Origin of the sequence: Xanthobacter autotrophicus, assembly GCF_029991245.1 — a bacterium.
Classification (GTDB): domain Bacteria; phylum Pseudomonadota; class Alphaproteobacteria; order Rhizobiales; family Xanthobacteraceae; genus Xanthobacter; species Xanthobacter autotrophicus_C.
The window spans coordinates 1-14,506 of sequence record NZ_JAIVFO010000056.1 but is presented as its reverse complement, the minus strand read 5'-3'; the positions used below and the strand labels follow the sequence as shown (position 1 = coordinate 14,506).

General features: G+C 68.8%; 7 protein-coding genes. 1 reads left to right on the top strand and 6 read right to left on the bottom strand.

Going from position 1 to position 14,506, the window contains the following annotated elements; genetic code table 11:
• Positions 1–76: 76 nt before the first annotated feature.
• The 4 genes from K9U41_RS11445 to K9U41_RS11430 all read right to left on the bottom strand — a co-directional run bounded on the left by K9U41_RS11445 (position 77) and on the right by K9U41_RS11430 (position 5,645).
• On the bottom strand, positions 77–1,324 hold the full coding sequence (locus tag K9U41_RS11445; protein ID WP_282640966.1) for a branched-chain amino acid ABC transporter substrate-binding protein: 1,248 nt from the start codon (positions 1,322–1,324) through the stop codon (positions 77–79).
• Between the two features lie 64 nt (positions 1,325–1,388).
• Positions 1,389–2,792 carry an acetoin dehydrogenase dihydrolipoyllysine-residue acetyltransferase subunit gene (locus K9U41_RS11440; protein ID WP_282640965.1) on the bottom strand — a complete coding sequence of 468 codons (1,404 nt, stop codon included), beginning with the start codon at positions 2,790–2,792 and terminating at the stop codon, positions 1,389–1,391.
• Positions 2,793–2,805: 13 nt separating this feature from the next.
• The gene (locus K9U41_RS11435; protein WP_282640964.1) at positions 2,806–4,992 is read right to left on the bottom strand and encodes an alpha-ketoacid dehydrogenase subunit alpha/beta; all 2,187 of its coding nucleotides are present in this window, start codon (positions 4,990–4,992) and stop codon (positions 2,806–2,808) included.
• A gap of 86 nt (positions 4,993–5,078) precedes the next feature.
• On the bottom strand, positions 5,079–5,645 hold the full coding sequence (locus K9U41_RS11430; protein WP_282640963.1) for a VOC family protein: 567 nt from the start codon (positions 5,643–5,645) through the stop codon (positions 5,079–5,081).
• Between the two features lie 328 nt (positions 5,646–5,973).
• On the opposite strand from K9U41_RS11430, the gene K9U41_RS11425 reads away from it, so the two are divergent.
• Positions 5,974–6,666: a GntR family transcriptional regulator gene (locus tag K9U41_RS11425; RefSeq protein ID WP_282640962.1), complete on the top strand. Its 693-nt coding sequence runs from the start codon at positions 5,974–5,976 to the stop codon at positions 6,664–6,666.
• Positions 6,667–7,119: 453 nt separating this feature from the next.
• On the opposite strand, the gene K9U41_RS11420 is transcribed toward K9U41_RS11425, so the two are convergent.
• Positions 7,120–7,356, bottom strand: coding sequence for a hypothetical protein (locus K9U41_RS11420; RefSeq protein ID WP_282640961.1), 237 nt, complete (start codon positions 7,354–7,356; stop codon positions 7,120–7,122).
• 312 nt (positions 7,357–7,668) lie between these two features.
• On the bottom strand, positions 7,669–14,506 hold a 6,838-nt coding region (locus K9U41_RS11415), incomplete at its 5' end, for a GH36-type glycosyl hydrolase domain-containing protein (protein WP_282640960.1).

Here is a 14,506-nt window from a genome sequence, read left to right as displayed (position 1 = left end):
CCCCCGGCGCGGCCGGGTGGATGCCCCGGACGCGCCGGGGCATGACGGCAGATGATGGGGTGTGCCCCCTGGCCCGTCAGTTGGGCCGCGTCATCTTGCAGGCCTCCTGCACCGGGGAGGAGGCCTCCGCCGCGGTGAAGACCTTCATCGGCTTGAAGCCGAGGGGGGTGCCGTCCACCTTGAACTTGGCGTCTTCCGCCACGATGGAGACCACCATGGGAATCTGCGCCTGATGGTCGGCGGCGCGCATGCTGGCCTCGCCCATGGGCGTCTTGACCTTGACGGTCTCGATGGCCTTGGCGACGGCGTTGATATCGACACTGCCGTCCTTGGCCGGCGGCACGCTTTTCAGCGCCTCGCCCACCATGGCCACGCCGAAGGCGGTCTGCGGCTCGATGAACACCGGGTAGTGGCCGGTCTTCGCCTTGTAGTCCTCGGCGAAGGCGGCACTGGCCTCGCTGGCCTCGGCGTTGAACGGGTGGGACACCACATGGCCGACAGCGACCTCGCCCGCATTGGCGATGTTGCCGGGCTGGTCGAGGAAGGCGGTGGCGAAGCGCGCCTTCAGGCCCGCGCCGCGGGTCGCCTTCATGAGCAGCAGCAGGTCGTTGGACCAGTTGCCGGTCATCACCGTCTCGGCATTGGCGGCGGCGATCTTGGCGACGTAGGGCGAGAAGTCCTGGATCTTGTTGACGTCGTGGAGCGTCTTTTCCACCACCGTGTAGCCGCCCAGCGGGGCGTTGGCGACGATGGCGCCCTCCATGTCGATGCCCCAGCTGTAGTTCTGGTTCATGGCATAGACGCGGGTGCCGAGGATGCCCGCATCCTTCATGGCCAGCACCATGGGCTTCACCCGCACCTGCGCGTTGGGATTGAAACGGAAGTGGTGGAAGTGGCACTTGGCGCCGGTCAGCTCCAGCGCCTCGCCGCCCACGTTGAGGAAGATGACTTCCTTGCCGGGATTGCGGATATTGTACTTGCGCACGTCCTCGGTGATCTGGCCCGACACGGCGGAGGAGGCGCCCTGCACGATGAAGCGGGCGCCATCGGCGATGGCCGCCTTGACCTTGTCGGCCGCGCCCACCGGGCCGCCCTGGTTGTCATATTCGAGCAGGACGATCGGCTCGCCACCATAGCCGCCGCCGGCGTTGATCTTGTCGATGCCGTATTTCGCGGCGGTCTTGAACAGCAGGCCCGTGGATGCCTGCGGGCCGGAAAGCGTCTCGATCACCGCGACCTTCAGCGGCTCGGCGCTGGCCACGCCCGCCGTGGAGGCCAACAGCACGGCGGCGATGGGCGCGAGGAAACCTGTGCGGATCTTCATGATAAATCCTCCCTGTGACGGTGTTTTGCTTCGTTTCACCTGATTTTTCTTGAACTCTGCGGTCTCAACCCGCCGCGCGCAAGTGGCGTTCCAGCAGGCGCCACACCGCGTCGCGGATTTCCAGCTGCGGCATATGGCCGACGCCGGAGAACAGGTGCAATCCAACCATGCCCGGCAGCCGCCGCATATGGCCGGGGGGGATGATCCTGTCCTCGGTGCCGGCGACGACGGTGACCGGAATGCGCAATTGCTCCAGCTCCGCGCGCACGCTGAAGGCCTGGGTCCCGTCCGGGAACAGGGCGGCGGCGAGGCGAAGCTGGGCCGCCACCAGCGCCTCGTCGGCGCGGGCCGCGGCGGCGGCGCGCACGAAGGCGGGGGTGAGCACCGCGGGATCGGCAACCAGCTCGCCCATCCAGGGCGCGAGGCTCTCGGCGGTGCGGGCGCGGGCAAGGCCCGACACGAAGGCGCCGTTGATGTCCGGCCCCAGACCCGCCGGGGCCAGCAGGAACAGGGAGCGCACGTCGGGATAGCCTTCCGCCGCGAGCGCCACGGCCACCGCCGCGCCGAGGGAATGGGCGACAAGATCGAGATCGAACAGGCCGAGCCGCTCCAGCGTCTCGCCCACCGCCGCCACCAGCGCCTCGAAGCGCGCGGCGCCGTGCCCGGCCGATCCGCCATGGCCCGGCAGGTCGATGCCGAGCACCGGCCGCGACAGCGCCGCGCCGGCGAGGAAGGGACGCCAGCCGTTCAGCTCCGAGCCGAAGCCGTGGACCAGCACCAGCGGCCGGCCCTCGCCTTGGCGCAGCCACGCATGGTTGAGGCCCCCCTGCCCCGCCCCGGGGGAAAGACGCGGCGCAGCAGTGGAAAGACGCGGCGCGGCGGGCGCAGCCCGCTGGTGGCGGGCCTTCTCCACGTCGATCCGCACGATGCGCCCCTTGGGGCCGCTGCCGGAGAGGGCTGCGAGGTCGACGCCCAGATCATCCGCAAGGCGCCGGGCCAGCGGCGAGGCCACCACCTTGCGCGCGGCGACGAGGGCGGCGATGGACGGTGCCCGCGCCGCAAGGCTCGGGACCGGCGCTGCCGGAACGAGGGGTGCAGGTGTGGAGGGTGCAGGTGTGGAGGGTGCCGGCTTGGAAGATGCAGCACCTGCCGGAACAGCCGCCACCACGGGCGCCGCCACGGCCGGCGCGACGGCGAGCGACGCGGCCCGCGCGGGCGCCGTTTCCCCGTCCGCGAGGATGGAGGCGATGAGGGTGCCCACCGCCACGCCGCGCGATCCGTCTGCGATCAGGATGGGGCCGAGGCGGCCTTCGTCCTCCGCCTCCATCTCCATCACGGCCTTGTCGGTCTCGATCTCGGCGAGGAGGTCGCCGCGCTTCACGGCCTCGCCCTCACTCTTCAGCCAGCGGACGAGGTGGCCCTCCTCCATTCCGGCGGCGAGGGCAGGCATCAGGATTTCCTTGGGCATGTGGGGCTCCTGATCAGGCGAGGGCGAGGCCCTGCTCGGCCATGACGCGGCGGATGCCCGCCTCGATATCCTTGGGACCGGCGCAGGCGGCAGCTTCGAGCACCTTGGAGATGGACGGCGAGGCCTCCCCACCATGGACGCGCTGCACCGGCTGGTCGAGGGCATCGAAGCAGCGGGACTGGATCTCGGCGGCAAGGAAGCCGCCATAGGACGTGCCCACCGAGCCCTGCTCCACCACCAGCACGTTGCCGGTCCTGGCGATGGAGGCCTCGATGGTCTCCCAGTCGAGGCCGGCGCGGTCGAGGCTGCGCAGGTCGATGACCTCCGCATCCACGCCCAGGCGCTCCACCTCATCCAGGGTCGACTTCACCATGGACAGATAGGTGAGGATGGTCATGGCCGAGCCGGGACGCACCACCTTCGCCTTGCCGAGGGGGATGAAGTAATCGAGGTCGTCCACCGGTGCCGGCCCCTTGGCATTGTAGAGGTCCACGTGCTCCAGCACGAGCACCGGGTCCTGGCAGGCCAGCGCGCTGTTCATCAGGCCCACATAGTCGAACGGGGTGGAGGCGGCGACGATGCGCCAGCCCACGGCGGTGGCGAAGATGCCGGCCGGGTCCATGGAATGCTGCGAGCCATAGCCCGTGCCCATGGCCACCTTGGTGCGCAGCACCAGCGGCACCGCCATGTCGCCGCCGAACATGTGCCGCGCCTTGCCGATCTGGTTGAACACCTGGTCGGCGGCCACCCACAGGAAGTCGGGATACATGAACTCGATCACCGGCACATAGCGCCCGTCCATGGCGATGCCGCCGGCGAGGCCGGCAAAGGCGTTCTCGCTGATGGGGGTGCCGAGCACCCGGTCGCCGAAGGCCTCCTTCAGGCCGCGCGTGGCGCCATTGGTGCCGCCCTTCAGGCGATGCACATCCTCGCCCATGACCACGATGCGGTCGTCCTCACCCATGCGCCGGTGCATTACGTCCGCCACCACGTCCACGAAGCGGGCCTGCGGCTCGATGCGGCCGGTGAAGGTCTCCAGTTCCTCGGTGCGCACGCCATCGAGTTCGGAGAGGTCGCCGCGCACGCCGAAGTCGCGGAAATCGGGCGACGGCCACAAAGCGGGGATGATGCGGCGCTTGCCGTCCACCTGCTCCACCAGTTCGCCGGCCACATCCTCCATGAGCGCCTTGGCGCGGGCGCGCAGCGCCGCCACCTCGTCCTCGCCGATGAGCTGGCGCAGGGCCATCTCGCGGGCCAGAAGATCGATGGGATCGCGCCGGCGCCACTCCTGCTCCTCCTCGCGGGTGCGATAGCCGAAGGCGCTGCCGGGGAGCGGTCCGTTCTGGTGGAAGAAGCGGTAGACATCGGCCTCGATGAGCGTGGGCCCGCCACCGGAGCGCATCACCTCCAGCGCCTCGGCGCTGGCCAGCGCCACCGCCAGCGGGTCCATGCCATCCACCTTCCAGGAGGGGATGGCGAAGCCCAGCCCGCGCGCGGACAGGCGGGTCTCGGCGGTGGCTTCCTCCACATGGGTGGAGACCGCATAGCGGTTGTTCTCGATGAAGAAGCACAAAGGCAGCTTCCAGGCCGCCGCGAGGTTCATGGTCTCCAGCACCGAGCCGATATTGGTGGCGCCGTCGCCGAAATAGGTGAAAACCGCGTCGCCGGTACCGGCGCGCTTGTGGGCGAAGGCCGCCCCCGCCGCCAGCGGCACGCCGCCGCCGACGATGGCATTGGTGCCGAGATTGCCCGCATCCCCCCAGCGCAGGTGCATGGAGCCGCCGCGCCCTTTGCAAAAGCCCTGGGCGAGGCCGAGGATTTCCGCCATGGTCTTCTTGGACAGGTCGCGCACGTCGCCACCGATGGCGGCGGTGGGGGACAATCCATCCGGCGCCACATAGGCCAGCGACTTGGCGAGGAACTGGTGGTGCGCCCGGTGGGAGCCGTTCACCTGGTCGGAAGCGCGCATCATCACGGCGGAGCCGGTGGCGCCGCCTTCCTGCCCGATGGCCGAATGGGCGGGGCCGTGCACCAGCCCCTGCCCGGCCAGCTCCAGCACCTTCTCCTCGAAGGCGCGGATGAGCACCATGGAGGTGAGCATGGTGCCGAGCAGCGCCGGATCGGCTGTATTCCAATCGTCGCGGGAGGTGGTCAGCTCACGCCAGGGGGCGGCGGGTTTTAGGTCCATATGGGTCGCCATCACGGCAGCTCCGAAAACGCTGGAAACGTCAGGGGTGCGAACATCCCCTGCGCGAAAGAACGGGACATCGAGGCGCGAGCCATGGCTCAGCCGCCCGGATCGGCGGTGTGCCAGAGCCTCAGGGCGGTGGTGCGCTCATAGGCCTTGCCGTCCGGAAAGCTCACCAGCTCGCACTGCATGCCCCAGGGGGTGAGGAAATAGACCCAGGTCTGCCCGCCGCTGGGGCCGCTCTCGCGCGTCACCGGCGCGCCGCAGATGCGGGCGCCGTGCGCTTCGAGGTGGCGGACGGCGGCATTCATGTCGTCCACGTAAAACGCAAGGTGATGGCCGCCCACGTCGCTGTTGCGCGGCTGGATCGTCCGCTGCTCGGGGGCGATGTACTGGAAGATCTCGAAGTTCGAGCCGAATCCGCAGCGCAGGAAGACGAGCTTCTTCATGATGGTGCGGGGATCGACATTGAGCTGGCGCGCCATCCAGTCGTCCTCGGCCTGGAACGGACCAAGCTCATAGACCTGAATGCAGCCGATGACTTCGACGAAGAAGCGCACCGCCTCGTCGATATCGGGGACGGTGAAGCCGATATGATCGGTGCCGCGCAGGCCCGGAAGCCCCCGCGCGGCCATCTCCTGGGATTGCCCGCCCTCAATGCTCATGACCCGACCCGCTGGAGGGAGGGGCGCGCCGCTCGGCCGGGACGGGTCGCGAAATCCGCAGGGAAGCGGCCACCGTCGCGGTCGCCGCAGCCCCCTCGCCCTCGCGTCCTTCCCCTGCCGAACGATCTGCGCCGTTTTCCTGACGGATAGTGGTCTGCAGATACGCTGTCAACAGCAATGTATCCAAATACGTCGATAATAGGGAAGATATGGCGACATAATCGGCTATTTGGATACATTTGCTGGAAAGTACGAACGCATGGTATCCAAACAGAACGAGCCGCATGGGTCCCCTTGCGATTCAGGGGACCCTCCAGCAGAGCGCGCCATGAGAACGGAAAAATCCCCGGACGGGCCGGACAAGGACCAGGGCGTCCGCAGCCACGCCATCGCCACGGACCTGCGGGCCGGCATCCTCGCCGGCCTCTACGCCCCCGGCACCCGCGTGCGGCAGGAGGAACTGGCCGAGCGCTACGGCACCAGCCGCATCCCCGTGCGCGAGGCCCTGCGGGATCTCGAAAGCGAGGGGCTGGTGGTGCTGGTGCCGAATTCCGGCGCGTGGATCGCCAAGACCGACATCAACGAGTGCGTGGAGATCTACAAGATCCGCGAGCGCATCGAGCCCCTGGCCCTCAGCGAGAGCATCCGCAACATGGACGCGGCCACCGTCGCCCGTCTCGCGGAACTGTGCGCGCAGATCGAGGCCTCAAGCGAGGTGGAGGACTTCCTGAAGCTGGACCGGGAATTCCACCTGCTCAGCTACAAGGCGGCGGCCATGCCCACGCTGCTGGCCATGATCGAGCGTTTCTGGAACACCACCCAGCACTATCGCCGCGCCTATTCCCACCTCATCGGGAAGGAGGGCCAGTGGATCATCCACAGCGAGCATCGCCTCATCATGGAGGCCATCCGGCGGCGCGACGGCGTGGACGTGCAGCACCTGCTTGAAAGCCACATCCGCCGCACCCGCCTGCAGCTTCAGGCGAACGACCTACCCGGCCTCGTCCCAACCGGAAAATAGGCGCACAGGCCGGCCTGCGAACGACGGGAATGCCTGAACCCTGTCCGCGCGGCGGACGCCCATCCGCAGGCGCGCGCGGGGGCTCGGCCGCGAGGCGTGCGAAGTCTTCACTCTCGATGAGGAGGCCGCAACCTGCTTCGCCGGCGGCTCATACCAGGTCCCGGTCTTTGGCCGGCGCCGAGAGGGTAGCGCCCAGGCGCCGCGCGGGTTGGGCACCGGCCGAAGGGCGGGATCTGCTTTGGGCGGGATTGAATTGGGCGGGATTGAATTGGGATTGCGCATCCGCGGCATGATCGACATGCAGGCGGGGCCTATGATCGGATGCAGACTGTCGGGCAATCGACCGTCGCGGCTTCGCTGGCGCGAAGGGCAGTCGTGCCATGTCCTGGAGACAAATATCCAAGGCCCGGACAAAATCCAGGGCCCTGCTTCAGCCGGCCCCGGTGTTCCGTTTCAGATCGCTTTGGCCTGCGCCTTGGTGCGACGCTTGCGGATGGGCGCCACCACCACGACGGCTTCGGCTTCCGCTTCACGGGCCTCCCGCAGGGCGCGCAGGCGTGCGGTGTTGGCGCGGATCGCCTCGAAATCGGAATTGTAGCGATCCATGGCCTGGGCGATCGAGTTTTCGAGCTGCCGGCGACGGTCGGAACTGGAAATGCGCTCGTGAAGCGCGGGAGAAAATGTATCCATGAACAACACCATATACCATGCCGCCCTTGAGGGGTAGAAATTAATCAATGATTGGACTTGTGCGCCGGCTCTTCTTCGGCAGGGCCGGACTTGAGATCCACAACTCGGGAACACCCGCGTTGCGGATCTTAACCCGCTCGGCGCCAGTCAAAGACCGGGACCGTTGGTATAAGAACGCGATCCGATCAGATTGAACCAAGCTGATCGGTGAATAGACCTCTCAATCCCAGAAAAAGCAGGCGACAGTCACGGGTGCGCGCCGCCCATACGGCGCGCACGGTTTTGAGATCACCCGCCGAAAAACGGCGTCCATCATCCCAGCCTGACGTGAATGGAATGATCCTGCCGCGCCTCATCGAGACCAATGCGCAGTGGCCGCACCGGCAGCGCAATGGCATCGAGGGTGGCGGAGGCAATGCCGCGGCTCACCCGGTCCGGGTTCTCCACGACGACGTGATAACGCCCCGCACCATGGCGGATCGTCAGCTCGAAGCCCGGCCAATCCTTGGGAATGCACGGATCGAGGCACAGCTGGTTGCCTTCCTTGCGCAGCCCGAGAATGCTCTCTAGCCCGGCCCTCTGCATCCAGCCGGCTGAGCCGGTGTACCAGGTCCAGCCGCCACGCCCCGCATGGGGCGGCTCGGCATAGATGTCGGCGGCGAGCACATAGGGCTCCACCTTGTAGCGCAGCACGTCCGACCGGGTCCGGGCGTGATTGATGGGATTGAGCATCCAGAACAGGGCCGCCGCCTTGTCCCCCTCGCCCAGCGCCGCGAAGGCCATCACCGACCACAAGGCGGCGTGGGTATATTGCCCGCCATTCTCCCGGATGCCCGGCGGATAGCCCATGATGTAGCCGGGATCCGGCGACGAGGTATCGAACGGCGGGGTGAACAGCAGCGCCAGCCCTTCGCCGGGCCGGATCAGCTCTCGTTCGATGGCCGCCATGGCCCGCCGCGCCCGCGCCGGATCACCGGCGCCCGACAACACCGCCCAGGACTGGGCGATGGAATCGATGCGGCATTCCGCATTCCCGGCCGAGCCCAGCGGCGTGCCATCATCGAAGAAGGCGCGGCGATACCAGTCGCCGTCCCATGCCTCGCCATCGAGGGCAGCGGCAAGGCTTTCGGCATGCTGGCGCCATCTCGCCGCGCGCTCGGTTTCGCCCCGCGCCTGCGCCAGGGGAGCGAAGGCGGTCAGGGCGGCATGCAGGAACCAGCCGAGCCAGACGCTCTCGCCCGCGCCCTGCTCACCCACGCGGTTCATGCCGTCGTTCCAGTCGCCGGTGCCCATCAGCGGCAGGCCGTGGCCGCCCAGCGCAAGGCTGTGGTCGAGGGCGCGGGCGCAATGCTCGAACACCGATGCGGTTTCATCCGATACGGCAGGCGGGAAGAAGCTCTCGTGCTCGCCCGCATTCAGCCTCTGGCCCTCCAGGAACGGCACCCGTTCATCCAGAACGCCGGTGTCCCCGCTCACGGTCACATAGTGGGCGGTGGCGAACGCAAGCCAGGTGCGATCATCGGAAATGCGGGTGCGCACCCCTCGGCCGGAATGGGGCAGCCACCAATGCTGCACGTCGCCTTCCACGAATTGCCGCGCGGCGGCGCGCAGCAGATGGGCGCGGGTCATGTCGGGACGGATGGCGACCAGCGCCATGCCGTCCTGAAGCTGGTCGCGGAAGCCATAGGCGCCGCTCGCCTGATAGAAGGCGGCGCGCGCCCACACCCGGCAGGCCAGCGTCTGGTAGAGCAGCCAGCCGTTCAGCATGATATCCATGGTGCGGTCCGGGGTACGGACCTCCACCGCGCCGAGAATGTCGTCCCAGCTCCGCGTTACCTCGGCGAGGACCTGATCGAGGTCGGCGGCACGGAAGCGGGCAATCAGGTCGCGGGCTTCCGGCGCGTCGCTCGCCTCGCCGAGGAAGACGACGCGCTCGATGCTGGCGTTCGGGCGCAGCTCGATCTGCGTGCGCAGGACCCCGCACGGATCGAGACCGGCGCCCACCAGCCCCGAGAGCGGCGCGCCCCTGAGGGCGGCGGGATCGGCCAGCGTGCCGTTGCGGCCGATGAATTCCCGGCGGTCTCCGCTCCATTCGCTCTGGCGCCCGGCCATGTCGAGGAAGGCGACCCGCCCGCCGAAATCCGCGTTCCACGGGTTGCGTGCGAACAGGGCGCCGGTTTCGCCATCGATGGCGGTGGCCACGAACGGCGCCGTGGCCGAGCGCGATGGGCCAAGGACCCATTCCGCATAGGCGGTGAACGAGATGCGCCGGGGCCGGCTGGTCAGGTTGCGCAGGGTGAGGCGGGAAATCTTGATGGCGCCGTCCAGCGGCACGTACTGGACGAGATCGGCGGCGATGCCGTTCGCCGTATGGGAGAAGGAACTGAAGCCGCGGCCGTGGCGGGCCACATAGGTCGCCGCCTCGTCCCGCATGGGCAGGGCGGTGGGCGTCCACACCGCGCCGGTCTCTTCGTCGCGCAGGTAGAAGGCTTCGCCCGTGCGGTCGGCGACGGGATCGTTGGACCAGGGCGTGACCTGGTTTTCCCGGCTGTTGAGGGACCAGGTCGAGCCGCTGCCCTCGGTCGCCGCCTGGAAGCCGAAGGCCGGATTGGCGATGACATTGATCCACGGCGCCGGCGTGGACTGGCCCGGTCCAAGGATCGTCACATAGTCCCGCCCGCCGTCGGCGAAGCCCCCCAGCCCGTTGAAGTATTCGAGATCCGGAACGGTCGGGGCCGAGGCCGGAGCCGTCGCCGGGCGCCTGGGGTGAGGCTTCACGGCAACCGCGGTCTCGACGATCCGGTCCAGTTGCTCGGCAAGGCTGCCGCGCTGGGCCACGAGCACGATGCGCGCCGCCGCGGCCAGCAGCGCCGGCATCTCCGCGGCGATGATATCGGCGCGAAGCACGAACACCCGTCCCGCCGGCCCGTCGCGCCCGGCCTCACGCCCCACCTGCGGCCGCGACTGGCTGGTGCGGACCAGGGTTTCGAGCGCGGTCTGGAGGTCCTGCACATAGGAGGAGCGGCGCTCGTTGAGGATCACGAGATCCACCGCCAGCTGCTTCATGCGCCAGTAGTCCTGCGCCTTCAGCAATTCGTGGACGACATCCAGGTTGTCCATGTCGGCGATGCGCAGCAGCACCATGGGCAGATCGCCGGAAATGCTTTGCCCCCACAGGCCGGACTGCGGGCCGCCACCGCGCAGGATCGTGTCCGAGGCGGGACGCAGTGTCGGCGCGGCATAGATCGCGTATCCGGCGAGCCGCTGGTACACGGCGGCGGCGCCTGCCGTGATCCCCAGATGATAAAGTTCCACTTGGGCCTGGGTCCAGGCCAGCGTCGCCGCCCGGCCGTAGGCGGTGACATCGCGATGCCTGTCGATGCCGTCCAGCAGCGCGGCGCGGCTGGACGCGGCCATGGTCCAGAAGGAGATGCGCGCCATGGCACCCGGTTCGATCCGCACCCGCCGGCGCAGGGCGAAGACCGGATCGAGCACCGTGCCGACCGTATGGGACAGCGGGCCGCCGTTCATGACGGCGATGGGCGCGCGCGCGCCATGGCCGCGGCCGAGAAAGCGGGCCCGGTCGGTTTCGACCTGCGTCGCCCCCACCTCCTCGCCTTCGAGCACGCTGAAGTGGGCGGCCCAGATCTCCGGCTCGGATGGCGACCGCCGCCGGCGCGTGGCCAGGATGGCGCCGATATCGGCGACATATTCGGTTTCGACGAACAGTTTGGAAAAGGCCGGGTGGGCCATGTCCGAGGCCTGCGGCGCCAGCACCAGCTCGGCATAGGAGGTGACCTCCACCTCCCGCACCCGGTTGCCGGTATTGGTGATGGAGACGCGGCGGACTTCCGCGTCATCCTCGGCGGAGACGACCACGTCCAGCGTGGTCTCCAGGGTGCCGTCGCGACGGGCGAATTCGGCGCGATCCTCATGGAAGGTCACAAGGCAGGCGTCCGGTTCCACGCCGCTGGGCTGGAAACCGGCCGACCAGACCTCGCCGCTGCGCACGTCCCGCAGGAAGACGTAGGAGCCGAAATCGTCGCAGGTGGCGTCCTCCCGCCAGCGGGTGACGGCAAAATCCCCCCAGCGGCTGTAGCCCGAGCCCGCCGCCGTGAGCATGGTGGCATAGCGCCCGTTGGAGAGCAGATGCGTGGCGGGCGTGGCCTGCCGCGCGGAGGTGAAGACGCGCGTGGCGGCGGGTTCCAGATCCAGCACACGATCCGTCGCGCGCACCTGCGCCGACCAGGGGCGGACCATCGCCACATCGCGGGGCGTGCGTTCCTGCAGCAGCAATTCGCTGGCTTGAATCATGGGTTCGGCATGAAAGCGCGCCCGCATGATGCCGCCCATGAGCGCGTCCGCGATGGCGACGATGGTCATGCCCTGGTGATGCGCCATGAAGGCCCGCACCATGGCAACGCTCTCGCCCGCCGGGACCCGGCTCGCCGTATAGTCGAGGGCCTCGTAGAAGCCATAGCGGCCGCAGGCGCCGGCCTCGGCGAGGCGGGCGAGATTGGCACAGGCGGCGGCCGGCTCCGCCATGGCGGCCAGCGCCGTGGCATAGGGGGCGATCACCAGACTGTCCGCGAGCCCGCGCTTCAGCCCCAGGTCCGGGATGCCGAAGTTGGAATACTGGTAGGTCAGTTCCAGGTTGCGGGCGTTATAGGCGGATTCGGAGATGCCCCAGGGCACCCGCCGGCTCGCGCCATAGTCGATCTGCCGGCGCACCACCAGCCGGTTGGTCTGGTCGAGCAGGCTGCCGGCCGGCGCACGCATGATCAGCGACGGCATCAGGTATTCGAACATGGAGCCGGACCAGGAGATCAGCGCGGCGCCATGGGCCACCGGCGTCACCGAGCGGCCGAGGCGGAACCAGTGGCGGGCCGGAACATCGCCCTTGGCGATGGCGAAGAAGCTGGCAAGCCGGGCTTCGGACGCCAGAAGATCATAGCAGCTCGGATCGAGCGTCCCCTCCGGCACCAGATAGCCGATGGACAGGAGATTGCGGTCGCCGTCCATGAGGAAGCCGAATTCCATGGCCAGCGCCATGGCCCGGGCGGTGTCCTCCAGCACGACGAGGCGGAGTGCCAGAGCGGTCTCGGCAGCATCGGCCGATGCGAGATCGCGGCGATGGGTGGCAATGGCATCAAGGCTCGCCTGCGCCCAGAACAGCATGTCCGCGCCGGCCGTATCCCCGCGCTCGGTGGCCAGCGCACGGGCGATGTCGACCATGGTGTCCCCCGCCGTGGCGAGGTCCTCCAGCCGGCGGGAGAGGTCCTCGCCCGGTTCTGGTTCCCGCCGCACCTCGTCGATCAGGGCGGCGAGGGCCTGGTCCAGCTGCGGCAGCGTCACCGTCTGGGTGAGCCGCCCGTCCTGCAGGCGGGCGGCCTCGGTGCGCGTCAAATCCAGCGCGTCGGCGATGCCGCCGAGGCGCTGCGCGTGCGGCTGCGCGCCGGTTCGCCACGCGCGCAGCGCATTGGCGAGGGCGACGAGGTGCCCGGCCAGATTGCCGCTGTCCACGGTGGAGACGTATTTCGGGTCGAGCGGGCGCAGGTCTGACGTGTCGTACCAATTGTAGAAATGGCCGCGGAACCGCGCGAGGCGGCCCATGGTGGCAAGGGTCGCATCCAGCCGGTCCATGGCCTCATGGGTTCCCACCCACCCGAAGTCGCGGGCGCTGGCCACCGACAACAGGTAGAGCCCGATGTTGGTGGGCGAGGTCCGGCGCGCCAGGACAGACGCCGGGTCTTCCTGGAAGTTGTCCGGCGGCAGCATGTGGTCCGCCGCCGTGACGAAGGTTTCGAAGAACCGCCAGGTGCGGCGGGCCGTCAGCCGCAGCGTTCGCGCATCGGCGTCCGACATCTGCAACAGGTCCGCCGGCTGGGGCGAGCGGCTGATGAAACGCGCCACCGCCGGCGAGGCGACCCACAGGGCCGCGAATGCCAATGCCAGCGGCCAGGCGCCGTGCCCCGCGAACACACCGACAGCCAGCGCCGCCGCGGCGATGATGAAGGCCCCGGCCATCCGTCGGCCATAGGCCGCAAGGTCGAGGCGCCGGGCCGAGGTCGCCTGGGCGGCGGGAACCCATTCCAGCAGGTGACGGCGGGTGACGGCGAGCCGCCAGAGGGTGCGCACGATGGCATCGCCCATCAGCCACGCCTCATGGGCGAGGAACACCACCTGCAGCGCCGACTGGAGCAGCGCCAGGCGCAGATCGCCGAGGAGCGCCCGCAGGTGGCTGCCGATGGCGATCCCGCGCTGGCCGGGCACCATGGCGGCGACGACCGGAATGAGGTTCGGCAGCGCGAGGGTGAGGAGCAGGAACGAGGTCCAGATCAGCGCGGCGGTCCACGGCAGGGTGAAACCCACCATCAGGCCCGCGACCACGAGGGGGGCGGACAGGGAGCGGCGCAGATTGTCCAGCATCTTCCAGCGCCCCATGGCCGGAATATCGCCGAAGCCGTGGGCCACATGGGCCGGCTGGGGACCAAAGCCGACGATCCACGGCAGCAGCTGCCAGTCGCCACGCGCCCAGCGATGACGCCTGAGCGCGCTGACGTCGTAGCGGGCGGGGAATTCCTCCACCACCTCCACGTCGGAGGCAAGGCCCGCGCGCGCGAACACGCCCTCGAACAGATCGTGGCTGAGCAGGGTGGAGTCGGGCACGCGCCCGGCCAGCGCGGCCTCGAAGACATCCACGTCATAGATGCCCTTGCCGGCGTAGGAGCCCTCGCCGGTCAGGTCCTGGTACACATCGGACACGGCCGAGCCATAGGGGTCGATGCCGCTCATGCTGGAGAAGGTGCGCTGGAACAGCGATCCCTCGCCGCCCAACGGCAGCGACGGCGTCACCCGCGGCTGGAGGATGCCGTAGCCTTCCACGACCCGCCCGGACGCCGCGTCGAAACGGGGCTGGTTCAGCGGATGGGCCATCTTGCCGATGAGGCGGCGCACCGTGTCGCGCGGCAGCCGCGTGTCGGCGTCCAGCGTCACCACATAGCGCACGTCCTCGGGCACGTTCGGAGAGCTCCCGTCGATCGGGGCGAAGGTGGTGTCGGCGGCACCACGCAGCAGGCGGTTCAGCTCGTGGAGCTTGCCGCGCTTGCGCTCCCAGCCGATCCACCGCCCCTCCCCCGCGTTCCACACC